21 protein-coding genes and 1 pseudogene are annotated in these 25,433 nt (G+C 61.6%); 10 read left to right on the forward strand and 12 right to left on the reverse strand.

The window, feature by feature from the left end:
• The first annotated feature begins 80 nt into the window (after positions 1–80).
• A complete protein-coding gene (locus D5261_RS24800; protein ID WP_119319452.1) occupies positions 81–998 on the forward strand; it encodes a helix-turn-helix transcriptional regulator in 918 nt (305 codons plus the stop codon).
• Here the strand turns inward: D5261_RS24800 and D5261_RS24805 are convergent.
• Positions 979–1,767 (reverse strand): polysaccharide deacetylase family protein, encoded by a 789-nt coding sequence (locus D5261_RS24805; RefSeq protein ID WP_119319451.1) that lies wholly within the window; start codon positions 1,765–1,767, stop codon positions 979–981. The two genes, D5261_RS24800 and D5261_RS24805, sit on opposite strands and share 20 nt — an antisense overlap.
• Positions 1,764–2,795 (reverse strand): hypothetical protein, encoded by a 1,032-nt coding sequence (locus tag D5261_RS24810; RefSeq protein ID WP_119319450.1) that lies wholly within the window; start codon positions 2,793–2,795, stop codon positions 1,764–1,766. The genes D5261_RS24805 and D5261_RS24810 overlap by 4 nt, the downstream gene beginning before the upstream one ends.
• Positions 2,796–2,859: 64 nt before the next feature.
• On the opposite strand from D5261_RS24810, the gene D5261_RS24815 reads away from it, so the two are divergent.
• The 3 genes from D5261_RS24815 (at position 2,860) to D5261_RS24825 (ending at position 5,389) form a co-directional block, all read left to right on the forward strand.
• Positions 2,860–3,993: a glycosyltransferase family 2 protein gene (locus tag D5261_RS24815; protein ID WP_165863910.1), complete on the forward strand. Its 1,134-nt coding sequence runs from the start codon at positions 2,860–2,862 to the stop codon at positions 3,991–3,993.
• Positions 3,994–4,110: 117 nt separating this feature from the next.
• The gene (locus tag D5261_RS24820; protein ID WP_165863909.1) at positions 4,111–4,620 is read left to right on the forward strand and encodes a YciE/YciF ferroxidase family protein; all 510 of its coding nucleotides are present in this window, start codon (positions 4,111–4,113) and stop codon (positions 4,618–4,620) included.
• A gap of 109 nt (positions 4,621–4,729) precedes the next feature.
• Positions 4,730–5,389, forward strand: coding sequence for a hypothetical protein (locus tag D5261_RS24825; protein ID WP_125205782.1), 660 nt, complete (start codon positions 4,730–4,732; stop codon positions 5,387–5,389).
• A gap of 67 nt (positions 5,390–5,456) precedes the next feature.
• Here D5261_RS24825 and D5261_RS24830 read toward each other — a convergent pair whose 3' ends face one another.
• The 8 genes from D5261_RS24830 to D5261_RS24865 form a co-directional block, all read right to left on the reverse strand.
• Positions 5,457–6,479, reverse strand: a complete 1,023-nt coding sequence (locus tag D5261_RS24830) for an RluA family pseudouridine synthase (protein ID WP_119319446.1) — start codon at positions 6,477–6,479, stop codon at positions 5,457–5,459.
• A complete protein-coding gene (gene lgt, locus D5261_RS24835) occupies positions 6,479–7,291 on the reverse strand; it encodes a prolipoprotein diacylglyceryl transferase (RefSeq protein WP_119319445.1) in 813 nt (270 codons plus the stop codon). Before lgt ends, D5261_RS24830 begins: the two co-directional genes overlap by 1 nt.
• A gap of 4 nt (positions 7,292–7,295) precedes the next feature.
• On the reverse strand, positions 7,296–7,790 hold the full coding sequence (gene lspA, locus D5261_RS24840; protein WP_119319444.1) for a signal peptidase II: 495 nt from the start codon (positions 7,788–7,790) through the stop codon (positions 7,296–7,298).
• Entirely contained in the window at positions 7,787–8,152 is a 366-nt protein-coding gene (locus D5261_RS24845) for a TraR/DksA family transcriptional regulator (protein ID WP_119319443.1), read from the reverse strand. Before D5261_RS24845 ends, lspA begins: the two co-directional genes overlap by 4 nt.
• 20 nt (positions 8,153–8,172) lie before the next feature.
• Complete coding sequence (gene ileS / locus D5261_RS24850) at positions 8,173–11,034, reverse strand: isoleucine--tRNA ligase (RefSeq protein ID WP_119319442.1); 2,862 nt, start codon at positions 11,032–11,034, stop codon at positions 8,173–8,175.
• 18 nt (positions 11,035–11,052) lie between these two features.
• Positions 11,053–11,949: a dTDP-4-dehydrorhamnose reductase gene (gene rfbD, locus D5261_RS24855; protein WP_119319441.1), complete on the reverse strand. Its 897-nt coding sequence runs from the start codon at positions 11,947–11,949 to the stop codon at positions 11,053–11,055.
• Between the two features lie 114 nt (positions 11,950–12,063).
• Entirely contained in the window at positions 12,064–14,886 is a 2,823-nt protein-coding gene (locus tag D5261_RS24860) for a M16 family metallopeptidase (RefSeq protein WP_119319440.1), read from the reverse strand.
• Positions 14,887–14,996: 110 nt separating this feature from the next.
• Positions 14,997–15,887 (reverse strand): RDD family protein, encoded by an 891-nt coding sequence (locus tag D5261_RS24865; protein ID WP_119319439.1) that lies wholly within the window; start codon positions 15,885–15,887, stop codon positions 14,997–14,999.
• Between the two features lie 32 nt (positions 15,888–15,919).
• On the opposite strand from D5261_RS24865, the gene D5261_RS24870 reads away from it, so the two are divergent.
• Complete coding sequence (locus D5261_RS24870; RefSeq protein WP_119319438.1) at positions 15,920–16,915, forward strand: stage II sporulation protein M; 996 nt, start codon at positions 15,920–15,922, stop codon at positions 16,913–16,915.
• A gap of 276 nt (positions 16,916–17,191) precedes the next feature.
• Complete coding sequence (locus tag D5261_RS24875; protein ID WP_119319437.1) at positions 17,192–18,313, forward strand: glycoside hydrolase family 5 protein; 1,122 nt, start codon at positions 17,192–17,194, stop codon at positions 18,311–18,313.
• 89 nt (positions 18,314–18,402) lie between these two features.
• On the opposite strand, the gene D5261_RS24880 is transcribed toward D5261_RS24875, so the two are convergent.
• Positions 18,403–19,671: a DUF58 domain-containing protein gene (locus D5261_RS24880; RefSeq protein WP_119319436.1), complete on the reverse strand. Its 1,269-nt coding sequence runs from the start codon at positions 19,669–19,671 to the stop codon at positions 18,403–18,405.
• A 137-nt stretch (positions 19,672–19,808) separates the two neighbouring features.
• Entirely contained in the window at positions 19,809–20,993 is a 1,185-nt protein-coding gene (locus D5261_RS24885) for an acyltransferase family protein (RefSeq protein WP_119319435.1), read from the reverse strand.
• 282 nt (positions 20,994–21,275) lie between these two features.
• Between D5261_RS24885 and D5261_RS24890 the strand changes: the two genes are divergently transcribed.
• From D5261_RS24890 to carB, 4 genes and pseudogenes are all read left to right on the forward strand, one after another.
• Positions 21,276–21,668, forward strand: coding sequence for a DUF2089 domain-containing protein (locus D5261_RS24890; RefSeq protein ID WP_165863908.1), 393 nt, complete (start codon positions 21,276–21,278; stop codon positions 21,666–21,668).
• Between the two features lie 28 nt (positions 21,669–21,696).
• Positions 21,697–23,346, forward strand: a complete 1,650-nt coding sequence (locus D5261_RS24895) for a DUF4097 family beta strand repeat-containing protein (protein WP_165863907.1) — start codon at positions 21,697–21,699, stop codon at positions 23,344–23,346.
• Between the two features lie 64 nt (positions 23,347–23,410).
• Positions 23,411–23,752: a hypothetical protein gene (locus D5261_RS24900; RefSeq protein ID WP_125205781.1), complete on the forward strand. Its 342-nt coding sequence runs from the start codon at positions 23,411–23,413 to the stop codon at positions 23,750–23,752.
• A gap of 61 nt (positions 23,753–23,813) precedes the next feature.
• Positions 23,814–25,394: pseudogene (gene carB, locus D5261_RS24905) on the forward strand (carbamoyl-phosphate synthase large subunit); the annotation flags it as partial.
• Between the last annotated feature and the right edge of the window lie 39 nt (positions 25,395–25,433).

Consider the following 25,433-nt stretch of genomic DNA (forward strand, 5'->3'; position numbering starts at 1 on the left):
GAGCCGAGCGGTCAATGCAGAAAATGGCATTTTGATAGCACTTTTTGATATCCACGAGAACTCTCACGGGAATAAATGACATGAAATATTTCTCGCGTTATATCCCTCTCACCGACGAAGCGCGGCGACAAAGCCTTTATGTCCTTGCGAGCGGATACACAATCATTCCGCCGCACACTCCGTATCCGCCCAGCATTCATCCCGCCGATCATCAATTCCGCTGGGAGCAGGGCCGCATGCTGCGGGAGTATCAACTGGTCTATATCGCGCGCGGCGGCGGCGTGTTTGAATCCCGCTCCGCCGGCCGCCGCCGGATCGAGGCGGGCACGCTCTTTATGCTCTTTCCGGGCGAGTGGCACCGATATAGTCCCGATGCGGAAATTGGGTGGGACGAATACTGGGTGGCGTTTCAGGGGCCAACGGCGGAGACACTGGTGTCGGAATCGTCGCTGACTTGCGCCGAGCCCTTGCTGGGCGCCCCGCTCAGCGATCGGATCCAGTACGAGTTCGTCCAGATCATGGAGGAGATGCGCCGGGAAGCCATCGGTTATCAGAAGGTCATCGGCGCTCGGACCATGCTGATCCTCGCCACCGCGACCGCCTCCGTCCTGCGCCATGAATTCGAAGGCGCCAGCGTTCTCGGCGCCATCGAGCGCGGAAAAGGCGTGCTCTTCGAGCAAATCGACCGGAATGTCAACATGGAGGAAATGGCCGCCGAACTCGGCGTCGGCTACTCTCTTTTCCGCAAAGCCTTCCGGCAATACACCGGCATGTCTCCCGCCCAGTACCATCTGGAGCTTCGCGTCAACGAAGCCAGCCACCTCCTGCGCACGACGACGCTCCCGGTGGCGAAAGTCGCCATGCGGCTCGGGTTTGACTCCGCCAGCTACTTCTGCCGCATCTTCAAAAAGAAGACCGGACAGACGCCCTGCGAATACCGCATGGGGACGCAAGGGATCGATGATCCGGGATTGTATCTTACGAGATCTCTAACGTGACCGGCTGAAAACCGCGTTCCCGCAGGGCGATGAGGATCACGGGCAGCGCGTCGGCGGTCGCGGTCCTCCCCGCCCCGTCGTGCAGCAGGATGATATCGCCGGACTTGACGCGCTTTAACACGGCGGCGGAGATTTCGGCGGGACCATGACGGCGGTAGTCGCCGGAGTCCACGCTCCAGGTCACGAGGGTCAAGTGGAGCGTTCGCGCCGCGAGCAGGAGCATGGGGGACTTGAATCCGTAGGGAGGGCGCAGCAGGCGCGGTGCGCCGGAGGCGGGGCAGGCGGAAACGATAGCGGCGCGGGCGCTCTGGATTTCACGGACGACGGTCCATCGCCTCATCAAAACCATTGCCCGGTGCGTGTCGCCGTGGCAGGCGACAATATGGCCTTCGGCGGCGATCCGCCGGACGAGTTCGGGATAGAGGCGAGCCTGCTCGCCCAGAATAAAGAACGTCGCCCGCGCATCGTGCGCGGCGAGCGTGTCCAAAATATGCGGCGTGATGTCCGGGGATGGGCCGTCGTCAAAGGTGAGCGCAATGGAGTCGCCCGGTTGGGCAAGCCGGGTGACAATCGGCAGCCCCCACCGCCACGGCGCCACGAAGATAAAGAGAAAACAAACCGTCAGCAGCAGCGTCACGACAAGGCCGACCCAGTGAAATGGAACCCCGGTGTCGGGAAGATGAAACAGATACAGCACCCAGTATGTGAGCAGCGTTCCGGCGAAGGAAAACACGGCGATAATCGGCGCGACAGGTCCCAGGCGTCTCATTGCTCCACGATCCTCGCCTTCATCGCCGAAGCCGTCAGCGCCCACTCCATGCCGCGCGGCCGGAAATACTCCCCAATTCCAAATCCCGACAGCGATTCCCCGTCTACGGTCACCTCAGCGTCACAGAGCATCCGCAGATAAAATGGGGCGCTGTCCAGCCGCTCATGGAACCGCACGGTCGCGCGTATCCCCTGCCCCTCCACCGACAGCGCCGTCGCGTACGCCAGTCCGAATGCGTTCACGCGCAGGCCGGACATACGTCGCCGGGCGCCGTCCTCGCGGCGTGCGGGAGCGCCGGCCGCGAAGAGGAGGATATCGGATTTCCAGGCGCCGGAGGCAAGCCGAGTCTGGTAGATCACAAGCGTTCGCTCCTTCGGCAGCGCAATACGCGCCCAGTACCAATCTCGGATCGCCGCCGAAAACGGCAGCGCGCCGCGATTGTGGTCGTGGTAGCCCGATCCTTGAAACGCGATCTGTTCCCGATCATAATTCATGGCGCTGCTCAGCGCGATCCGCGCCTCGACGCGACATGTCGGAGCCGAAGGACGCCAAATGTGCTCGGCGGAATCCGTCTCATCTCCCACCGTCTCCAGAGTGATCGACGCAGAGGCGGCAAAATCGATCGTCGCGCGCAATCGACGACGATTGGCGTTGGCGTCGTCCAAGCTCAGGCGATATTCCAGCCCGCTTTGTTCGAGTGTGGACGGTCCAAAACGCAGACGCAGCGGCGGGATGGCGGCGGCAATCACGCGTTCCGGCGCAAAGCGCGAGAAATGGTACGCGTGAAGACTCCCTCGACGATACAAGGCGAAAAAGAGCGCGTTGTGGTCAAAGGGATCCGCGTCGCGGCCCAGCGCGGCGGCGCGGTAATACGGCGAAAAGGGATTCCCCAAAAACCAGATCGCGCTAAAGGCATACTCGCGATCGTCGGACACGGCGTCGAAGTACCACCATTCGTACGCGCCGCGCGTCGCGCGCAGCCACTCGACATGGGGGATTTCCTCGGACGGGTCGAAGGAGACGTGCATAAGGGCATTATACCAGCGCCGTGCGAGCGGCGCCGGGTATAATCGTTCGCAGATGTCCCCTGCAATGATCTATCACTGCGCCGTGCTTCTCGGCTGTCTGGCGATGACCGGGACAGCGGCGCTAAACTTTCTCTTTTTTCGCAAGCCACGCGCGCTGGTTGGCGTCGCCGACAGTGATCTGCCGATGGTGTCCGTCCTCGTCCCCGCCCGCAACGAAGAAACGACGATCGAAGCCTGCGTTCGCTCGCTGCTGGCGATGAACTATCCGAACTTCGAGGTGATCGTCCTCGACGACCGCTCCACGGACAGCACTTACGAGATCCTTTGCCGACTGCGGGATCAAGATCATCGTCTGCACGTTCTGGTCGGCGCGGAGATGCCCGAAGGCTGGTACGGTAAGCCGCACGCCTGCTGGCAGCTCGCCAACGCCGCCAATGGCGAGTATCTGCTGATGACCGACGCCGACTGCACATTCGCGCCTGACGCCCTTCTGCTGGCCCTGGGAGCGAGGCAAGAGCACCAAGCCGACGTCGTGTCCATGACGCCCGATCTCCAGTGCCAGGGCTTCTGGGAGCAGATGATCATCCCGCTCCAGTACTTCATCGTCTTCGCCTTCCTTCCGGGGCCGCTGATCCGCATCACGCCGTTCCCATGGTTCGCCGCCGCCAACGGCGCCTTTATCTTTCTGCGCCGGGACACATACTTTGAAGTCGACGGCCACCGCGCGGTCCGCCGCCAGCTCGCTGAAGACATCAAATTTTCCCAGCACGTCAAGCGCCGGGGAAAAACGCTCTGGTATGGCGACGGATCTCGGACATACGCCGTACGGATGTATCACGGCCTGGCGGAGATCTGGGCGGGCTTCTCCAAAAATATCTTCCCCGCGTTTTCCCGGGATTTGCCGCTGCTCGCCACCGTGCTCGCCTATCTCTTCTGCGCCCTCGTCTTACCCGCGCCCCTGGCGGTGTGGGGGTGGACGCATCACAAGCCCTGGGCGGCGGCGGCGCTGGCGGCGTACCTGCTGACGGCCGGCGTCCGCCTCGCGCTCAGCGCGCGGTTCCTAAGCGCCCCGGCCTGGGCGGCGCCTCTCCTGCCGCTCGGCTGGCTGTGCGTCATCGGCATCGCCCTCAACTCCATCCGGCAGAGTTACTCCAAGACCGGCAACCTTTGGAAGGGCCGAAGTTACCCCAAAACGTAAAAAACTCCGCTTGCCTGCCATAACTCGATTTTGTCCGGGGAATATAGCCTCAGACGTCAGCATTCATGCGGCGTACGGCTTACAGTCTCTTCAATGAGCTTAGAAGGAAAATCGATCATGGCTGAAGATGTGAAGGGGCAGCTGCTCCGCTACTTAAACGATGCGCACGCCGCCGAAGACGGAGGCATCGCTTCTTTGAAGGATATCGCTGCGGAAGCGACCGACTCGGACCTCAAGACCGCCATCAACGAGCATATCGCCGTTTCGCAGTCGCAGGCGGATCGCCTGAAGGCCCGAATCCTGGCGCTGGGCGGCGACAAAGCCGAAGGCAAGAGCCTGGTCAACACAATCATCGGCAAGGGCAGCAACCTGCTCAACGCTTTCCACAACAACGAAGATAAGCAGACTCAAGATCTGATCAAGGCGTATTCGCTGGAGCATTTTGAGATCGGCATGTACACGTCGCTCAAAACGTTCGCGGACGCCATCGGCGATCATGAGACCGCGCAGCTCGCGGACACGATCCTGGGCGAAGAGCAGCTCGCGGGCGAGCGCCTGCTGCGCCTGATCCCGCAAGTCGCCAAAGCGGCCATTCCCCAGGGCGCCGTCACCAGCGCGAACATCTAATCGCCCAACGTCGTCCAACACGCAGCCGCTTGGCGTTATCGCCATGCGACTGCGTTTTTTTGTTTATTGGGTACACTAGAAACCGACCATCCGGGAAGGAAAAGGGATTTTGATACTACGACGTCACCACTTGTTTTCAGTCCTCGGCGCTGCCGCGCTGATGGCCGCCACCACCGGCGCCCCCGCGGCCACACACGCCGCCACGCCGCCGCCGATCATTCAGCAGTCCAACGCCGGACCGCAGCTCGATAGCGCGCAAAAGGCGAAGGCGGACGCCCGCCGCGCGAAGATGCAGGCGGACTTGCAGGCGCTGAACACCAGCCCGCTGACGCCGGCGCAGAAGCAGGCGAAGTTCCTCAAGCTGAAAACGGCTTACGAAGCCGACATGCTGGCGATCCTAACCCCGTCTCAGCGCAAAGTATTCCTCGCGGCCCGCGCAAAAGCGCAGGCGGACGACGCCAAAAAGCGCGCGATCTTCCAGACACGCATGATCGAGAGCCAGAAGATCGGCAAGCAGATCAATGACTCCATGACCGCGGACCAGAAGAAGCAGCTGCTCACGATCAAGAACGATACGGGAGCGCAGGCGAAGAAGATCTACGACGATAAAACAAGCGCTCCGGAAGCGAAGAAAGCCCAGATGGACGCGCTGGAAAAAGGTTACGAGGGGAAAGTTATGGCGATCATGACGCCCGCGCAGCAGAAACTCTTCCAGAAGCTGCAGGTCATCCAGGCCGAACAGATCAAGCTCGCAAACGGCGCCCGCTAAACGCATCTTTCAGACACGAAAACGCCCGCCGGCATTGCCGGCGGGCGTTCGCATTCTTGGAGGAAGATTAAAACTCGAACGCTTCGTCCAGGCGACGCAGAAGATCCAGAAGCTCGGCGATCTCATCAGGCAGCGGCGCGTGGAACTGATGGCGGCGCTTTGTGCGAGGATGATCGAAGCTGAGGAAATGCGCGTGCAGCGCCTGGCCGTGCAGTCCGGCGAGCGATGCGTTGAGCGTTTGCAGCGGCGCGCCGCGCAGCAGGTCGGCGGAGACTTTCCGCAGGCCGCCATAGGTGGAGTCGCCGACGACCGGGTAGCCCGCGAACGCGGAATGCACGCGAATTTGGTGCGTGCGTCCCGTCTGCAAAATCGCCTCAATCCACGAGAACTCGACGAGATGCTCAAGCAGGCGCACTTCCGTCACGGCCTGGCGCACGGCCTTGGGCAGACTGGTCTGCGACGCCGGGCCGACCATGCCGCCCTCTTCATAGACGGTCATCCGCTTGCGGTCCACAGGGTGGCGTGTGATGGGAGCGTCGATCACGGCGTGCTTGAAGGGCAGACGTCCCCAAAGCAGCGCGTTGTACTTTCGTACGGCGGTGCGCGCCTGAATCTGCTTGGAAAGACTCTCGTGCGCCAGGTCGTTCTTGGCGACGACGAGCAGTCCCGACGTATCTTTGTCCAGGCGATGCACGATCCCCGGACGCTGCGTGCCGCCGATCCCGGAGAGATCCTTGCAGTGCGCGAGGAGCGCGTTCACCAGGGTGCCGGTCTCCGCGCCGGGCGCGGGATGCACGACCAGTCCCTTTTGCTTATTCACAACGATCAGATCGTCGTCTTCATAGACGATATCGAGCGGAATGTTTTCGGGCTCGGCGTTCTCCAGCGGACGCGCGGCGGGAACGTCGATCGTGATCTCGTCGCCCATGCGCGTGCGATAGTTCGACTTCGCCGGCTCCCCGTTGATCTGCACGGAGTGCATGGCGATCAGCTTCTGAATGCGCGCGCGCGAAAAGTGCGGCAGACGGTCGGCGAGGAACACATCCAGGCGAACGTTGGATTCTTCGGGCGAGATAAGAAGACTTTCCATTAATGACCCGCGACCTCAAGCGCGGCGGTGTTTCCAGTGGACGAAAGGCGTCCGGCGCGGCGAAGCACGACGAGGCCAATCGCGGCGAGAGCCATCATCGAGAGGCATAAGAACTGCACGTCGGTCAATCCCAGCGCGACAACGGTCGAAGTGACTCCGCCGCGCCAGATCTCCATGACAAAACGTTCCGTGGCGCCAAGGATAATATACCAGCATAACAGCTGTCCGTCAAACGCCTTGCGCCGCTCCAGCCACACAAGAATTCCAAAGAAACACAAACTGAGAAGGGTGGAGTACATCTGCGTGGGATGTGAAGGCACAGTCCAATGACCATCGTCATCGAAGCGGACGCCCCAGGGCAAATTTGTCGGCGCGCCGTAGCAGCATCCATTGAAGAAGCAGCCGATGCGCCCGATCGCATAGCTCAGCATCACGGACGGCGCCATCAAATCCGTGATCTTGAGGAGGGAGATATGCCGGAGACGGCAGAAGATAATCAAAGCCAGCAGGCCGCCAAAGAGCGCGCCATGGAACGAAAGACCGCCCTCCCAGAGCCGAAAACTCGAAAGGATATTACTGCGGTACGTCGACCAATCGACGATGATGAACATCAAGCGCGCGCCAAGAATGCCGGCGAGGATCATCCACGTGCCGGCGTCCAGAATAGCTTCCGGCGGGACGTCGCCCGGCTCGCCTTTTTGACGCTTCGCGGCGGAGTGAGCGCGCCAAAGGCCGACGGCGAACGCCAGCATCATCATGACGCCGAACGTATGGACGGGATACGCACCAATACGAAACAGGATTGGATGCATGGATTTACTTTTCTTTCACGGTCGCGGGCTGGTCGGGCGCGGCGCTGGGCATCGTCCAGAAACGCCACGCTAACAGCGCGACGCCCGTGCAGATCGCGGCGTCGGCGATATTGAAGACCGGCCAATGGTGCGAACCGACATAAACATCGAGATAATCGACGACATAACGCAGCCGGACACGATCGATCAGGTTGCCGAGCGAACCGCCAAGCGGCAGGGCAAGCCCAAGGGCAAGACGCGCGGGATACGGGGGCTTGGAGCGCGCGAGATAGTAAACAATCGCGGCGGCGGCGGCGACCGCGGCGACGGAAAGCGCCTGCGTGCCCTGAGGCAGAATGCCGAACGCGCCGCCGGTGTTGCGGACGAATGTCAGGTCCAGCAGGCCATGGATTACTGTCCGGCTTTCGCCGACGGAAAACCCATGCAGCACGATCTGCTTGGCCCACTGGTCGGCCGCCACGATGGCGGCCGCCAGCAGAAAGATAGCGGGACGGTTCAAAGCGCCTCTTCTTGCTCGATCGTCGTCACGGCGTAGGGCAGCGCTTTCAGACGCTCGATCGGGATCGGTGTTCCATCGACATCAGACTTGCCATAGGTCCCCTCTTCGATCTTCGCCAGGGCGCGGTCGATTTTGGCCAAGAGCCGGTCCGAGTTCTCCACGGCGGCGACATCGCGGTCACGATCGAAAAGCTGCGACGCTTCGTCGCCCGGATCGTTGCCGTCCGAGTCCGAAAGCTCGCCGGACTCATCGGTGATGGAGCCGCCGCGCGTATCCGCCTCATAGGAAGCCCGTTCGTCCTCAATGCGTTTCTTCTCATCCAGGAGAAGAGTCTTGAAATTCGCGAGCTGTGTCTCATTCATGTTGGGCGTCCCTTTGTGTGTTAAGCGAGCCGGCGCGCGACGATATCGCCGTCCGTAATTGTCTGAGCCCGCCATGCGCGCACGCAGCCGCTGGCGCAAACCGACGCCGGATCTTCCCCGCCCTCTTTGACGGCGACCCAGCAGCGAGCGCACTTGGCGCCCGGCGCGGCGCCGTTGTTGATGACGTGGACGCCCGGCGCCGTTCCCTGCCGCAGCGTCACTTCCGAAACGAGCAGCAGCGCGGGAAGCTGATTAGTATACGGACGCAGCGCTTCAAACGTCTCCGCGTCGATCGTGATTGTCAGCGCCAGCTCCAGCCGCTTCTTGACGCCTTCAAGCGTCTTGTTGACTTCATCGCGCACCGAGAGCAGCTGGCTCCAGCGGGCGGCAAGCTCGGGCGCTCGGAACTCCGCGCGGTCCGAGGGAAGCGCCGCCAGCTGCACGGAGACAGGTTTGCTGGGCATGCGCAGCTTTTGCCAGACTTCTTCCGCCGTGAAGGACAGGATCGGCGAAAGCAGACGCGTCAGCGCCGACGCGATCTCAAAGAGTGTCGTCTGCGCCGACCGCCGCTCCGGAGAGTTGGCGCCGTACGAGTACAGTCTATCCTTAATCACGTCAAAGTAAAACGCCGAAAAGTCCGCCGTACAAAGTCCCAGCACGTTCTGAATCACCTTCTGGAACTCATACGCTTCATAAGCCTGAACGGACGAGCGCACGACTTCGTTCAATCGATGCAGCGCCCAGCGGTCGATTTCCGGCAGGTCGGCGTACGGAACGGCGTGCAGCGCCGGATCGAAGTCATCTGCGGAGTGTACGTAAAGGTTGCTCAGCGCGAAGCGCAGCGCGCCGCGCAGAGTGCGATACGTCGTCGAGACTTGATCCAGGATCTTTTCGCCGACGCGGACATCGCCGAAGTAGTCCGTGGAGCTTACCCAGAGGCGCAGGACATCGGCGCCGTACTTGTCGCAGACGGTGCTTGGCGCGACGCCGTTCATCGCCGACTTGGACATCTTGCGTCCGCTCTCGTCCAGCGTCCAGCCATTGGTGACGACCTGCTTGAACGGCGCCTTACCGGTGACGGCCATGCCGATCATCAGCGATGAGTTAAACCAGCCGCGATGCTGATCGCCGCCTTCCAGATAAACGTCGGCGGGATACGAAAGTTCGGGCCACTGTCCCAGAACCGTCTGGTTGGTCGCGCCAGAATCAAACCAGACATCGAAGATATCCGTTTCCTTCGTAAACTCGGTCTCGCCGGTCTCTGGATGCTTGAATCCCGCCGGAAGAATGTCTTTGGCGTCCCGCTCGAACCAGGCGTCCGTGCCGTGCTCGGCGACTAAATCGCGGACGGCGAGAATGCTTTCTTTCGCCAGCAGCGGCGTCCCCGACGGCTGCGCGTAGAAGACGGGGATACCTACGCCCCACGAACGCTGGCGCGAGATACACCAGTCGGGGCGTCCCGACACCATGGGCTTCATCCGGTCGATGGATTCCTTTGGATACCACTTCACGCCTTCGATCGCCTTCAGGCACTTTTCCCGGTGCCCGTTGTGGTCGATGTTCATGAACCACTGGACGGTCGCGCGGAAGACCAGCGGATCCTTCGAGCGCCAGCCATGTGGATAAGAGTGCAGGATCTCTTCTAACGCCAATAGCGATCCGGTTTCGGAAAGCCGATCCAGAACGAGCTGCGACCCTTCTTTTTTGCGCAGGCCGGTAAACGGCGCGCCCGCATCCTCATTGAAGTAGCCGTCGCCGGTTAAGATTTGCAGTACGGGCAGATTGTACTTCTGTCCCGTCAGGAAGTCGTCCTTACCGTGTCCGGGCGCAGTGTGGACGACGCCCGTGCCATCTCCGGTCGTGACATAATCCGCCAGCACCAGCGGCGCGGCGCGGTCGAACAGCGGGTGCTCGAACATCAAGTTCTTCAGGTCCGAGCCTTTATGCGTGCTCAAGACTTGCCAGCCGGTGAAGTTCGCGGCGGCCACCGTGGCGCCGAGGCGATCGGACGCGACGAGATAGCGCCGATCCTCATGCTCAATCACGGCGTACTCGATATCCGGGCCGGCGGCGACGGCGACATTCGCGGGGATTGTCCACGGCGTCGTCGTCCAGATCACGGTGTAGCACTTCGTGGCGTCGGCGTCCGCGCCAAAGATCCCATCGGGGTCGGCGCGCAGGCCGAAGCGAACGTAGATCGACGGATCCTTGACATCCTTGTATTCGATCTCCGCCTCTGCGAGCGCCGTCTCATCCACCAGCGACCAGTAGACGGGCTTGAGGCCGCGATAGATGTAGCCCTTTTCGACCATCTCCGCGAAGACTTCCAGCTGCTTCGCCGCCATCTGCGGCGTCATGGTCAGATAAGGACGCGCCCAGTCGCCCCGGATGCCGAGGCGCTGGAACTGCTCGGACTGCTTCCCCACCCACTCGGTCGCGACTTCGCGGCAGCGATTGCGGATCTCCAGCGGCGTCGGAACGTAGTTCTTCTCCCGAAACTCCTTGGCGACCAGGACTTCAATCGGCAGGCCATTGTTGTCCCAGCCCGGGATGTAGGGGGTGGCGTACCCCTGCATCGACCGGAACTTCATGATCACGTCTTTCAGGATCTTATTGAAGGCGTGGCCGATATGGATATTGCCGTTCGAGAAGGGCGGGCCGTCGTGCAGAATGAACGTCCCGAGCGAAGTCGTCGGCTTGAGCGATTCGTCGTAGACGCGCTGGGTCTTCCAGAAATCCAGAATGGCCGGCTCGCGCTTGGCGAGGTTGGCGCGCAGGGGAATGCTCAGGGGGTTGGTGTCGACGCCGTCGGGGTTCTTGACATCGGGCTTGGGGACATTCAGCGTCTGGCTGTAGTCGGGCTTCTTCTCGGGTTCAGTCATAAGTGTTCCTGGCTTGTCTTAAGTCTTGTCGTGTGCGTTCGCCGCCGCGAGGAATTCGCCCAGGGCGTCCTCCCACGGACGGATCACATCTTTGTGCTGCAATTCGAGTGCATAGCGCCGCAGGACGCTGTTCTTCGGACGGCGCGTCGGCGTGCCGAACTTCACGGCGCACTCTTCGGAGGTCAGCGCGTGGACGGGAACGTCGGGCATCCCCGCCATGCGCAAAATCTCGCTCGCAAATCCATGCCAGCTCGTCCGTCCCGCGTTGCAGACATGGTAAACGCCGTAAAGCGGCGTTTGCATGATCTGATACGCCGTCGCCAGCAGATCGCGCGTGAAGGTCGGCGCGCCAAATTGATCGGCGACGACGAACAGTTCACCCTGGGTTCTGGCCCGCTCCATAATGGTGTATGGAAAGTTGCGTCCATGTGTCCCATATAGCCACGAAGTGCGCAAAATATAAGTGCGCGCGCACGACTGCATCGCCATCCGCTCCCCCGCGAGCTTGGAAGCCCCATAGTGGCTCAGCGGATTCGGCGCATCGAACTCGGTGTACGGCCCGTCCTTCGTCCCATCGAACACAAAATCCGTGGAGATCGCCACCAGAATGGCGCCGACTTCTTGGGCCGCCGTCGCCACGCACCAGCTCCCCAGCGCATTCGCCGCAAACGCCGCGTCCGGATCGCGCTCACAGCCATCGACATTGGTCATCGCCGCGCCATGAAACACCAGATCCGGCCGATGCTCCTGCATCACGGCGCGCACCGAGGCGTAATCCTTGATGTTCAGCGGCTCACTGCCGCTGCCCTCCAAGGGCCGCTGATCGGTCGCAATGACCTGATGCCCATGCCGCGCGAAAAACGCGCGCGCGTCCGTACCCAACATCCCACCCGCGCCGGTGATTAAAACTCGCATTGGCGTATATTATACAAGAAGACGGAGGGAGGCGTCAATGTGGGGCTGGAGGTGTGAGGGATAGTCCCTATTCCCCCGGCGCTTTAGCGCCGGGGGAATAAGGATTACAGCGTTCTACTTCGCGCTCGCGTACTTGCCCGTGTATGTCCCCGAAATCACCAGTGAGCCGGTCCCGGGCCGCAGGTATTTCTTCGCGGCGGCGTTCACTTTCTCCACTGTGACCGCTTTGTAGTAGCTGTTGCGCTTCTGGATGTAATCCAAGCCCAGACCGTAGATCTGCGCCGCGAGCAGCTGATGGCCGACGGCGGCGTTGGTGGAGAGCGTGACGGCGTAGGAGCCGGTCAGGTAGGAGACGGTCTTCGCGACTTCGTCCTGAGTCACGCCTTTGTCGCGCAGAAGCTGGATCTGGCGCATCGTCTCCGCCGTCGCCTTATCGACATTGGCGGGATTGCTGCCGAACTCCACGACGAACGGTCCCTCGCCCAGGCTGGCGTCGTCGGAGGCGTAGATGCCGTAGACGAGGCCCATGTGGTCGCGGACGCTCAGGGCGAGACGCGAGGCGAGGCCGGTGCCGCCGCCGAGGATCGTATCCAACACGATCGACGTATAGAAGTCCGGATCGCTGCGGCGCAGGCCGCCGGGGAAGCCGTAACGCACATCGACCTGGGCTTTGTCGGCGATGGGGATGACAATCGTCTTGATCGCCCCATCGGTGGCTGCGACGGTCGGGATCTTGACGTCGGACAGATCGCCCTTCTTGGCCCAGTCGCCGAAGTACTTCTTGACCTGAGTGACAGCCGTCTGCGTATCGACATCGCCGACAATCGTCAGGATCAGCTTGTCGGGAGCGTAATGGGCGTTGTAAAAGCCGAGCAGGTCATCGCGCGTTAGTCCTTTGAGCACAGACGCCTGCTCGTCAAGTGTGGGCGAGCTGTAAGGATGGCTTTTTGGATAGAGCGAGTTGTGGAAGGCGATGTCGGCGAGGGCGCCGGTATCGTCTCGCGCTTCTTCAATTCCGGCCAGCGACTGCGCGCGCGCCTTTTCCAGCTCGTCCGCCGGGAACGCCGGGTGGCGAAGCTCGTCGGAAAGCACGTCCAGCAGCATATCGAAGTTCTTGGACAGACCGTGCGCGCCCAGCGACGCATACTCATCGCCCCCGCCGATCTCCACGCTGGACCCGCCGCCTTCGAGAAGTTTGGCGATATCGAGGAGCGAACGGGACTGCGTGCCGCGCGAAAGCTGCGATGCGGTGAAGTCGGCCAGACCGCGCTTATCCTGCGGATCGAAGACCGATCCGGCGCTCATCAGCGCGCCGCCGATGGAAACGGTCGGCGTCGCGTGATTTTCCTGCACGACCACCGTAATCCCATTGTCCAGCACCACTTTTGTCGGCAGCGCGCCCTTGGCGCTGGCCGCGAGGAGGGACGCCGGACGAGCCGCGATAGGCCGCGACATATGAAAGTCGCCAAGATTGAGCTTGGCGAGCTTCGGAGCGACCGCCCCGGTTGTCGGAGACGCGCCCAGACTGCCGCCGCCCGGGGCAACCGGAGCGCCGGGCGTGCGGATCGGCTCGAAGTAACCGACGGTGCGGTTGCGCTCGACCAGATACTTTTGGGCGACACGCTGCACGTCCGCCTTGGTCACCTTGCGCAGGTTTTGCAGATAGTACTCACCGTAGCGCCAATCGCCCTTCATGGCGTCCTCGCCCAGGCGGCTGCCCTGCGCGGAGACCGACTCCTTACCGAAGACATATCCCGCTTCCGCCTGATTGACCGCGCGAGTCAGTTCTTCGTCGGTGATCGGCGTCGCTTTCAGCTTTTCCAGTTCGTCCAGCAGCGCCTTTTCCATTTCAGGGTTCGTATGGCCGGGCTGCGCGGAGGCGGCGAACATCAGGAGGTCGGGGTCACGCAGGCCGTAATCGTAGGCGTCGGCGCCCGATGTCAGGCCCGTCTGCACGAGGTCCTGGAAGAAGCGCGATGTGCGGCCGCCGCTCAGCACCGTCTCCAAAACGTCGGTGGCGTAGCGGTCCGGGTTCATCACGCCGGGAACGTGGTAGGCGATCAGCACCTGAGGCGTCGTTCCCGCGCGGGAGATCGTGACGCGCCGCTCGCCCTCCTGCGCCGGCTCCGGGGTGATGAAGTGCTCGGCGACCGGGTGCGAGGGGATCGATCCAAAGTACTTGGTCACCATCGCAATCGCCTTCGCGGTGTCGATGTCGCCGACGATCACCACGGTCGCATTATTAGGGGTGTAGTAGTTCTTGTAATACGCGTACATCTCGTCGCGCGTGAAGTTCTCGATGTCCGACCGAAACCCAATCGTCTCCCACCGGTACGGATGCACCTGATACGCCGACAGCCGCACCGCCTTGGACAGCGCTCGGCCCGGATCGTTTTCGCCGGCCTCATACTCCGACCGAACGACCGTCATTTCTTTCTGGTGCTGCTTCTCATCGTAGAGCGAGTTGACCATGCGGTCCGATTCGATCTGCATCGCCGTTTCCAGACGGTCCGACGCGAGTGTCTCATGGTACTCGGTCCGGTCGAACGCCGTGGAGGCGTTGAAGTCGGCGCCGTTGGTCTGGAGCGTGGAGCTGATGACGCCGGGGCCGCGCGACTTGGTGCCCTTGAACATCATATGCTCCATCAGGTGGCTCATGCCCGTCTGACCGACCTGTTCGTTGATGGAGCCCACGTGATAGAAAACCGAGAAGTAGACGACCGGAGCCGCATGGACTTCCTTGGTCAGGATCGTCAGGCCGTTGGGCAGGGTCGTCTCACGGATACCGTTGAGCACCGTGGGCTTGCCCTCCGCCCGGTTTGTCTCAGTGGTAGCCGCCGCTGTCGGGGCGACCTTTTTCTGCGCCTGGGCGGAAAGATGAGGAAACAGTACGTAGCTCAAAAGAGCGAAGGGGATCAGCGCGGTCGATTTCGTCATTATGCCTTACGTCCTGTCTTGTAGGATTCGATGTGTAATAGTACATATCGATCGAAAACACGCAATAGTTCCGAGACTTTGTCCCCGGCGCCACAGCCGCGGAATCGAGGCTACTTTACCCCACGGTACTGCTCAAAGGCAACGGCGAGGTATTCCAGCAGATCGGCGTAATTGATATAGGTAACGCCCGGCGGCGGCGTGATCCCCAGCCGGCGCATCAGCGGCACCGCGAGATACATCGCGGAGGTCTGCTGCATCGGCGCGGGCAGCTGCCAGCGCCGGTCGATCGCATGGCGCACCGCCCGGTATTCGGGCACGGTCATCTCATAAACGTGCTTGCCGACATCCGCCAGGGCGTAGGCGGCCAGATGCTCGGGCAGCACGCGCGGCGGCGGCGCCAGCGCCTCCAAAGTCGGGACACGCGGCGCGCGCTGCTTGACGACCATCGTCCCCGCGATAAAATCGCCCAGGCGCTGGTACTTGCCCGAAAAGAGAAGGAAGCAAAGAGTCAGGATCAACGAACCCGCGCCGATCGCCGCGATCTGCGGTTTATTGGCGGCCGCGCCGGCGAACAAAATGCCGACAATGACCACAGGGATGCCGTCCACGACACGCAGCAGATTGCGCACGATCGCGGCAAAGATGTTGATCGGATAGCCGCCGTCCCGCAGGACGCGCAGACCAACCTGACGCTTGCCCGGCGTCTGCCCGTTCCACACCGTCTCGTAATAAATGAAGTATCCCCAAAAAACCACGAATACCGCGATCAGGCCAAGACCGGTCGCCACCTGCTGGAGCGTCTGGAGCAGCTGACGCGCCACGGCGTTTGAGATAAACCCGAGCACGGCTTCCAGAATGCCGAAAATAATCAGCATGATCAGCAAAATCCCGATCTGCCAGATGGTGTCGATCAGATTCGCGAAGAACCGAGAGCCGATTCCGGCAAGCTCATATTCGATTTCGATGTTTTCGGGGGTGACGACGAGTATTTCACGTGACATGACAGGAGCCTCTGCGGTATAATTTCGCCATCATGGCAATCGACGAACGAGCTTTCATCAACAAGAAGCGCGCGAACTGGGAGCGGCTCTCCTCAATCGTGGAGCGCACCAAGAACGGCGGCCTGCGCCGCCTTTCCAAAGAAGAGCTTCCGGCGCTCGGATCGCTCTATCGCCGAGCGGCTGCGGACCTTGCGTATGTCCGCCAGCAGAACGCCAATCCTAATCTCGTATTGTACCTGAACGAACTGGTCGGCAATGCGCATGGCGTCATCTATTCCGAGGAAACGGGCGGCTGGCGACGCATCATACAGTTTCTTCGCATCGGACTGCCCGAAGTCCTGCGCCGCCGCATGGCTTTTACGCTTGTCGCCATCGCCCTGAGCGTCATTGGGGCCTATCTTGCCTACGCGCTCGTCCACAAAAGTGAAAGTTACCTCGCGCTGTTCCTTCCGGAACAGTTCCGCGACTCGTTCGACGCCTGGAAGCAGGGATTCGCGGACCATGGCGATATCTCCGCCGGCGAAGGGTTCCAGTTCTCATCCATGCTGATGACGAACAACACCAAGGTCGGCATTATCACCTTCGCAACCGGCATCACCCTGCTTCTGCCGATCTACCTGCTGCTTCAAAACGGCGAGACGATGGGCGCCTTGATCGCGGTCGTCCAGCCGACCGGCCATCTTACCTCCATGTGGGCCGGCATTCTGCCGCACGGGATCGCGGAGCTTTCGGCGATCTTTATCTGCGGCGGCGCCGGCCTATGTATCGGCTGGGCGCTGATCGCGCCAGGCCGTTATAGCCGAAAAGACGCCCTGGTCATCGCCGGACGAGACGGCGCGAAGATGATGGTGGGCACGATTCCGCTTTTCATTCTCGCCGGCATCATCGAAGGCAACATCTCCCACTCTTCCCTGCCCCACTGGGCCAAGTTCGGCATGGCGTTCTTCCAGTTCGCGCTTCTGATCTTCTATATCTACGGCAGCCCACGGCGAAAAACGGCCGGCTCTCACGGATCGATCGCCCGGTAAAAACCACGAAACCCACAATAATCCGGGTTCCATAATTCTATTTAAAATTGTGGAACCTGGGAACCTCTCCAGATTCGCCGCTGTTCTATATGTATGCAGGAGTTCACAATCCAGCAATTCCGGATTACAATGTCTCCTTGCTTATGCCCCGCAACTGAGACGCGATTTTCGCGGCCTTAAGTTCTCACTCAACTTTCTCGCCACCAGTAAGGACCAATCATGACGAAACAGTATGACCGCAGGTACTTTTTGCGATCGTTGCTATTGAGTACAGTGATGTTGTGCGCAAGCGCGTTCGGCGTTCGCGCGCAGAGCTTCTCCGATTCGCCCGATATTTCCGCCCAGGACTCCATCGCCGCGCCCCTCACGGCCGCGCCTGCCGCTGCCGTTGTCGCCAATAGCGGCGTCATCACTTTGAACGGCAAGAGCTCCTACTGGCTCGGAGCCGATTACGCCTGGTACAACTACAGCACGGACTTTGGAACCGGCGCATGGGGAAAGTTCACCGACTGGAGCGCAGTTTCGGCGGATTTCGGCGCCATGCACGCCAACGGCGTCCATGTCGTCCGCTGGTGGGTGTTCGGAGACGGGCGATACTCGCCGGAGTTCAGCAGCACGGGCGCCGTCACGGGGCTCGACTCTTACGTTCTCTCGGATATCGATCACGCCCTGCAAATCGCGGCGGCAAACCATGTGGCGATTCTGTTCACGCTGATCGACAGCTCGATCTGGGCGGCGGCGTCCAACAGCAGCGGCCTGCAAACGGGCGGCCATGCGGCGCTGGTGACAAGCTCGACGGTGCAGAAATCCTATCTGGATAAGGCGCTCAAGCCGCTGCTCCAGCATATCGCCGCCGGCTCTTACCGCGCCGAGGTGGCCGGATACGATCTGGTGAACGAGCCGGAGGCGCAGATGTCCGGCTACTGGGGAGGATCCAATCTTTCCTCGACATCGGTCAAGGCGTTCGTGAAGCAGTGCGCGACGTATGTCCATACGTATGGCGGCAGCGGCAGCCTCGCCACCGTTGGGAGCGCGACGCCCTATTATGTGAGCACGTGGAAGAGCCTTGGACTGGACTTCTACCAGATCCACTACTATCCCTGGATGGACTTCAGCAACGGCGCGGGGAGCGGACTGCCGACCTATGCGTCGCAGGCCCTGGATAAACCCTGCATTGTGGGCGAGTTTCCGACGGCGGATTCCTCTTACGGTCTGACCGATACAAACGTGCAGAGCGCGAACTGGTATCTGAACTCGATCGAGACGAAGGGTTACGCCGGAGCGATTGCATGGAGCTACCGTGTTTCGGACAGCGCGACCAAATGGACATCGTTCCAGCCGGTCTACACAAACTGGAACACGCTGCACAGCGCCATCACTGGTCCCGTCTTGCCTTAACCGCGGGCAACCACTCACAAAGATCGGCCCGCAAACTTTCGTTTGCGGGCCGATCTTTTGACTGTCATTACTGAACTGAGGCGGCGAAACTAAATCAACGATTTGGCTTTTAACTCCAAATAGCGATTGATCAAATCGGCGCTCAAGTTCTCCGGCGTGCTGTCCACAGTCCAGACGCCGCGGCGTTTGAGCGCCTGGATCGCCTGACGGCGCTCGTGCAGCACCTGAGTCGCGACGGCCTTGGTGTAGACCTGATGCGATTCTTCGGGCACGGCGGCGGCCGCTGCGATGATGTTGGGGTCGCTTACGGTGACGCACACCACGCGATGCCGCTCCTCCAAAATCGAAACTGCGTTGAGGATCTGCGACGAAGAATCGGGATCGACGAGGTCCGAGAATAAGACGATCAGTGAACGCCGGCGCCAGCGTGTCGCCAGTTCCTGAAAGGCCGCCTGATAATCCGTCTCGACCAGACGCGCCTCCAGATTGTAAAGGCGCTCCATGATCTGATAGACCTGGGCGTTGCTCTTGGCCGGCGGCAAAAACGTGCGCACTTCGGCGTCAAACGCCATCAAGCCCACTTTGTCGTCCGACGAAACAGCGACATAGGCCAGCATCAGCGCCGTATTGACGACGAAGTCCAGCTTCGCCATCTTCTGAATCGGCTGGAGCATCGTTCGCCCGGTATCCAGAAGCAGCACGACATTCTGGCTGCGCTCGGCTTCGTATTGCCGGGAGATCAGCTTGCCGCGCCGCGCCGTCGCGCTCCAGTCGATCTTCTTATATTCATCGCCCGTGACATACTCGCGCAGGCTTTCGAACTCCGAGCCGCCGCCGCGCACTTTGGCCGATCGGATCCCCAGTTGCATCAACCGCCCACGGCGCGCGAGCATCTCGTACTTCGCCATCTCCAGCATATTGGGATAGACTTTGACGCTCTGCGGCGCCGGCAGCCGCGACATCCGCGCCACGAGGCCCAGCGCGCCCAGGTACTGGACAAAGACATCGCCAAAGACGTAATCGCCCTTCGCATGCGCCTGGACATAGTAGGAGAACTGTGCGGGAATGTTGCCGGGAGGGACGACGACGTTTTGCTGCGTCTGGCCCTCCAGCGTGAATCGGTCCGGCGGCTCATCGCGCGCAATGACCTCAACCGCGCGGTTTCCACGGCTGCGCAACTCCACGACGACCGGCTGGCGCAGGCCAAGCGAAAGCTTCTCATCCACGCGCCGCTCCACGCTGAGAAACGTCTCGGGACGCGGCGACGTCAGAAAGTCGGCGATGGCGGCGGCCGCCAGCAGCGCATCGTACGCCAGCACCACGGCGAGCAGCCAGGGCGCAAAATAAACGAACAGCATCGGAACGGCTCCGATAGCCGCGAGCACAGCCAGGCGAGGGGTGAGGCGCATAGCCTATTATAGCGGACGCTCGCGAGGAGCGTCAATGGAAGGCGACGCCTTTCTTGGCGAGGAGACGCATCGCTCCACCCGCGCCCTCACACGCGAAGAAACACACCCCGGCGATAGAGATAGGTCAGGACCAGCCAGCAGACGGCGATGTAGCCCGCCGTGTAGGCGACGCCGCCGCCCACCGGTCCCAGCTCAGCGACCGCCGAATGGAGCATCGCCTGCTGCAGCGGAACGCGCGTCCCATCGGCGAGCGTCCACATCCAGCTTTGCAGGATGTAGACTTTAAAGAGGATCGGCGCCACATACGCCGTGATAGCGTTCGCGCCCAGCACCGTGAGCGGCAGCGCGATCCGGCTCCAGCCCCGCGCATCCAGCAGCGCATAAAAGAACGCCAGCGTTACCACCCCGAGACCGCCGGTATACAGGATATAGGAGCCGGACCAGACGGCCTTGTTCATCGGCAGCCAGTAGCCCCACAGCCAGCCCATGGCGGCGAGCGCCACTCCACAGCCGATCAGCCAGACCACTTTTCGCGCGGGAGTGAGCCGGTCGCGCCTCAGCAAATCGCCAATCCCGGCGCCGATGAGCGCGAGCGCGGCCGTCGGGATCGCCGACAAGAGGCCGCTCAAATGAAACTGCTGAAGCGAGTGCTGGTTGATATAGTCGACGACGTTGCAGGTCTGGGCCTGGATTCCCGGCCCGCATCCTGGAACCGGCGCGAATTGCAGGAATGCGCCATGCCCGCCCAGCAGCACGGCCACGAGCAGCGCGCGCCCGATCAGCGGCAGCGAATAAGCAAGGGCCGCCAGCAAATACGCCAGGCCGATGATTTGCAGCACGCCCAGATCGAGAATGGGCTGATGGGCGATGCTGGAGTCGATCAAGCAGCCCAGCAGGACCAGCGCGATCGTGCGCCGCAGGATTTTTCCGGCGCGCGCCCACCACGACCATCCCTTGGCGCGCGAAGACGCGTCCGCGAACGGGATCGCGACTCCGACGATCAGCAAGAACCACGGAAAAACCAGATCGGCGAACTGCACGCCCTGATTCCAATCGGCGTGTGTCAGCTGTTTCGGCGTCGCGGTGTCCAGGGCGATATTATTGACAAGCAGCATCCCAAAGATCGTCAGACCCCGAAAGGCGTCCAGCGAGACCAATCGAGAAGACGCGGCCCGCGCTCCCACGGTCGCTGTCTTTGCTTCGGCGTCCGGCGCGGCTTCGGAGATCCGAAGCCGCTTTGGAGCAGGGCTATCGTTTGAACTATCTATCATTTCCAAGGAAGTGTTCTTTCGTGCTCAGCGCATGGCGTTTTGCTCGTTCTACTATCGCAAGCGAGCTCGCCAGAGTTCCCGGCGGACGCTTTGCCGGTCGGTGTCCCCCTTACCAGACGTGGGTTTATACCCGTGGTTCAGGGTTAATTTAAAACTGGAACAAATACTTGATGAAAATAATTTCACCGTTTGGCGCAATTGCGTAAAAATATTAACAAAATCAATATCAATATTAACTTTATCAATATTATTGTGCTATACTCAGCTCGGAGGAACGCCGACGTGAGCCTTACCATCAATGCCTGCCCCGTCTGTCAGGGCGAGGTGGAGATTACCGAAGTGAGCTGCGTGAACTGCGACGTGCAGGTGCGCGGCCACTTTACGCCCAGCCGTTACGACCGTCTGTCACAGGACCAGACGCATTTTTTGGAGACGTTTTTGCGCTGCCGAGGCGTGATCAAGGATGTCGAAGCGGCCCTCGGGATCTCGTACCCAACGGTCAAGGGGCGCCTGGACGCGCTGGTGAACGCGCTGCGCTTGGATGACGGCGCATCGGCGCCGCCGGCTGCTGAGACCAAAGATCCAGCGACGCGCCGGAAAGAGATTTTACAGGCGGTGAATTCGGGAGAGCTGGACGCCGACGCGGCGCTGCTGGCGCTCAAAGATATCTCGTAAACGTCCGCTCATCGCAAAGGAACATACCATGAGTGAAGAAAGCCTTTTGATTCTCAATATGCTGCGCGAAGGGAAGATCACGGCCGATCAAGCCGACTCCCTCCTGCGCGTGGTGCGCCCAGCCGCCGAAGCGCCTCCGCCGCCCCCTCCCCCGCCGCCCGCCGCTCCGCCCCCTCCTCCGCCGCCGGCGGGACCTTCGCTTTCCGACATTCAGCATCGTTTGGGCGAGCTGCAGGGCAAGCTTGGCGAACTGCACGGCAAGCAGATCGCGGGACAGGCGGCCCGGGCCGCCGGGCAGGCCGCGATATTCGCCGGCAAGATGCTCGATCATCTGCCCCGCCCCGACCTGGATCTGAGCAAAGTCGTGGACGAAGCGATGCGCGGACTGAACTCGCTGAAGGCTGACGCCGTGCGCACCGCGAAGACGGCGGCGCGCGACGCCGCCCGGGAAGCGCGGCGGGTGGCCCGCGAAAGCCGGCACGCGATCGACCAGAACGGTCTCGGCGCGTTTGTGGATAACAGCCGCGGCTCGGGCCGCCCCCGCAACCGCGAAGGTCTGCCCCAGGTTTCGGAGCGCCAGGAGATTCCCGTCCCGGATCTCATTGCGGACGCGGTGGATATCAACAACCCCTTCGGCGATGTCAAAGCGTGGGGCGAGTCCGATGGCGGCGCCGTGCGCGTGACCGCAACCAAGACGGTATGGGCGGCCAGCGACGCCGACGCGCGCGTCCTGATGCAGCAGGTCTTCGTGACCAGCCGCATCGAAGGAGGTCGATACAAAGTTACGGTGGTCGCGCCCTCCGACGCCATGGACCGTGTTGCGATCGACCTGGAAGTTCATCTGCCCGCCACGAAGCCGCTCGGCGTCGAAACGACCTACGGGTCGATTGAAGTGGAGGGCGTCTCCGCCGCCGTCAGCTTCCGGTCCGCCAGCGGCTCCGTTTCCGGACGGTCGCCGCATACCGGAGTCCCTGGCGATGCGGGAGTGCGGACACAAAGCGGCCGCGTCAGCCTTCAGGGCTGGAGCACCGACGGCGGCCGCCTGATCGTGGAAACCGCCAGCGGCGACGTGCGGCTGGAAGGGCTGCACGGCTCCAAAGAAGTCGAGGCGCGCAGCCATAGCGGAGTGATCGCGATCACCGGCGTCAACCTGATGGCGTCGCTGCTGGCGGAATCGGCCAGCGGCGACATCAAGATGGAAGGCGGCTCGGTAAGCACGCAGGTGACGGGCAAGTCCCAGAGCGGCGATGTCGTGGTGACGGCGCTGCGCGCCGGACAGATCCACGCCGAATCCGTCAGCGGCGACGTCGCGGTCAGCGACGCCGGAGGCGCCCTGACCCTGAAAACCGTCAGCGGCGATATCGACGCCCACACCGTCAACAGCTACGCGGTGGCGCTGAGCACCGTGAGCGGCGACGCCAGCGTGGCCTTCTCCGGTCCCAGCACCGGATCGCTCGCCGGCACAACCGTCAGCGGCGACCTGTCTTTGACCGTCTGGAACAACTCGGACACGCGGATCGAGCTGACGACCGCGACAGGCTCGCTGCACAGCGATCTGACGCTGCAAGAGCAAAGCGGCGACGGAGACCGCCGCATCGCCGGCAAGCTCGGCGAGGGCGCCGGCAGCATCCGGCTGCAGGCGATCTCCGGCGACATCGTCGTTCGCGAGCAAAAATAACACTGGCGCGAGAGGAATGAGGCCATTCCTCTCGCGCCCAACAACACCTTTGGGGACGTATCCTATGACTCCTGATATACTGGCGATGTTGATTCCGATCTTTGGAATCCTCGGATTTTCCTCGATCGCTATCGTCCGTATCATCTTGAGGGCCGACGAGCGCAAGCTGGAGCTCAGACTTCGCTTGAAACAAAACGGTGACGCCGATATCGCCAAAGTTATTGACGATCTGCGTGCGGAAATCGCCAGCATCCGTGACAACGGCTCTCAATATGACCTTTCCTTGGACAACACGATGCATCGTTTGGAGCGACGAATCGAGCATTTAGAAGGCAATCTGAGAGTGCAGATCCGCCCGGCGCCCCCGGAAGCGGAGACAGTTCAGCAAGTGGGACAGAATCTCTGACGCCGGGCATCGGTCCTGCCCGGCGTTTGGGGTATAATATCGGGCAATGAGTGGGATAATTAAGAAGAAAGCCATTGTGCTTGGCAGCGGACCGATCCGCATTGGACAGGGCATCGAATTCGACTACGCCAGCGTGCACGCCGTGCGCGCCCTGCGCGAGGCCGGTTACGAAGCCATCATCATCAACAACAACCCCGAAACAGTTTCCACCGACTTCGATACTTCGGACCGACTGTACTTCGAGCCATTGACGATCGAGGATGTGCTGCACATCATCGATCGCGAGTCGCCGATCGAGGGTGTCGTCTGTCAATTCGGCGGACAGACGGCCATCAATCTCGCGAAGCCGCTGACCGACGCCGGAATCCCGATCCTCGGATCCTCCTGCGACAGCATCGACCTCGCCGAGGACCGCAACCGTTTTGAAGAGCTACTGAGCCGTCTCAATATTCCCAAGCCCGCCGGCCGCGCCGTGATGTCCACCGAAGCCGCCGTCGAAGTGGCGAACGAGATCGGCTATCCGGTTCTGGTGCGCCCATCCTACGTTCTGGGCGGACGCGCGATGGAGATCGTCTACGACGAGCCCGATCTGCGCCGCTATATGAAGAACGCCGCCGATATCTCCGAAGGCGCTCCCATCCTCGTCGACCGCTACATCACCGGCAAGGAAGCCGAAGTCGACGTGATCGCCGACGGCCAGGGCGGCTGCATCCTGCCCGGCATTATGGAGCACATCGAGCGCGCCGGCGTCCACAGCGGCGACTCGATGGCCGTGTACCCGCCGCAGACGATCAAGCAAAGCACGATCGATCAGATGGTGGAGTACGCCACTCGCCTTTCCGAAGCCTTGAATGTCGTCGGCCTGATGAACATCCAGTTCGTCATCGAAAACGATCAGGCGTACGTGATCGAGGTCAACCCGCGCGCCTCGCGCACCGTCCCCTATCTCAGCAAGATCACCGGCATCCCAATGGTCAGGGCCGCGATGTGGGCGTCGCTGGGCCGAAGTCTCGCCGATCAGGGTTACAAGAACGGTCTGCATCCGAACCAGCCGAACATCGCCGTCAAAGCGCCGGTCTTCTCCTTCTCCAAACTGACCGGCGTGGATATCAATCTCGGACCCGAGATGAAATCCACCGGTGAGATCCTGGGAATCGACACGGACTTCTCACGCGCGCTCTACAAAGCCATGGTCGCCAGCGGGATCGACGTTCCGCTCAAGCCCAACGAAACCGCGCTGCTGGTCACCCTCGCCGACCAGGACAAAGCCGAGGGTCTGCCGATCATTCGGGACTTCGCCGCGCTGGGCTTCCGCCTGATCGCCACCTCCGGCACCGCGCGCTTCCTGAGCGAAAACGGCCTGGAAGTCACCTCCGCGCTCAAGATCAGCGAAGGCTCCCCCAACCTGATCGACCTGATCCGCAGCCGAGAAGTCGCTTTGCTGATCAACACGATCTCCAAAGACAAAAAGATCGAAAAGGAAGCCTCCCTCATCCGGCGCGCCTCCGTCGAGCACTCGATCCCCTGTCTGACTTCCCTGGACACCGCCCGCGCGCTCCACACCGCCCTCGCCACCCGCAACGCCGGCGAAGCGTTCGATGTGGTGACGATCGACAAGTATGTCGAGTATCAGCACGCGTAACGACCGATCCCCGCGCTTCGCCCGAAGCGCGGGGATCGG

This window comes from Capsulimonas corticalis (assembly GCF_003574315.2).
In the GTDB taxonomy this organism is placed as follows: Bacteria; Armatimonadota; Armatimonadia; order Armatimonadales; family Capsulimonadaceae; genus Capsulimonas; species Capsulimonas corticalis.

Coding starts and splice junctions, on each gene's coding strand:
- D5261_RS24810 (WP_119319450.1), bottom strand. CDS start 2,795: ATGCACGTCTCCTTCGACCCGTCCGAGGAAATCCCCCATGTCGAGTGG.
- D5261_RS24815 (WP_165863910.1), top strand. CDS start 2,860: ATGATCTATCACTGCGCCGTGCTTCTCGGCTGTCTGGCGATGACCGGG.
- D5261_RS24830 (WP_119319446.1), bottom strand. CDS start 6,479: ATGGAAAGTCTTCTTATCTCGCCCGAAGAATCCAACGTTCGCCTGGAT.
- D5261_RS24800 (WP_119319452.1), top strand. CDS start 81: ATGAAATATTTCTCGCGTTATATCCCTCTCACCGACGAAGCGCGGCGA.
- ileS (WP_119319442.1), bottom strand. CDS start 11,034: ATGACTGAACCCGAGAAGAAGCCCGACTACAGCCAGACGCTGAATGTC.
- rfbD (WP_119319441.1), bottom strand. CDS start 11,949: ATGCGAGTTTTAATCACCGGCGCGGGTGGGATGTTGGGTACGGACGCG.
- D5261_RS24895 (WP_165863907.1), top strand. CDS start 21,697: ATGAGTGAAGAAAGCCTTTTGATTCTCAATATGCTGCGCGAAGGGAAG.
- D5261_RS24870 (WP_119319438.1), top strand. CDS start 15,920: ATGGCAATCGACGAACGAGCTTTCATCAACAAGAAGCGCGCGAACTGG.
- D5261_RS24860 (WP_119319440.1), bottom strand. CDS start 14,886: ATGACGAAATCGACCGCGCTGATCCCCTTCGCTCTTTTGAGCTACGTA.
- D5261_RS24805 (WP_119319451.1), bottom strand. CDS start 1,767: ATGAGACGCCTGGGACCTGTCGCGCCGATTATCGCCGTGTTTTCCTTC.
- D5261_RS24900 (WP_125205781.1), top strand. CDS start 23,411: ATGACTCCTGATATACTGGCGATGTTGATTCCGATCTTTGGAATCCTC.
- lgt (WP_119319445.1), bottom strand. CDS start 7,291: ATGCATCCAATCCTGTTTCGTATTGGTGCGTATCCCGTCCATACGTTC.
- D5261_RS24845 (WP_119319443.1), bottom strand. CDS start 8,152: ATGAATGAGACACAGCTCGCGAATTTCAAGACTCTTCTCCTGGATGAG.
- D5261_RS24880 (WP_119319436.1), bottom strand. CDS start 19,671: ATGCTGTTCGTTTATTTTGCGCCCTGGCTGCTCGCCGTGGTGCTGGCG.
- D5261_RS24820 (WP_165863909.1), top strand. CDS start 4,111: ATGGCTGAAGATGTGAAGGGGCAGCTGCTCCGCTACTTAAACGATGCG.
- D5261_RS24875 (WP_119319437.1), top strand. CDS start 17,192: ATGTTGTGCGCAAGCGCGTTCGGCGTTCGCGCGCAGAGCTTCTCCGAT.
- D5261_RS24865 (WP_119319439.1), bottom strand. CDS start 15,887: ATGTCACGTGAAATACTCGTCGTCACCCCCGAAAACATCGAAATCGAA.
- D5261_RS24885 (WP_119319435.1), bottom strand. CDS start 20,993: ATGATAGATAGTTCAAACGATAGCCCTGCTCCAAAGCGGCTTCGGATC.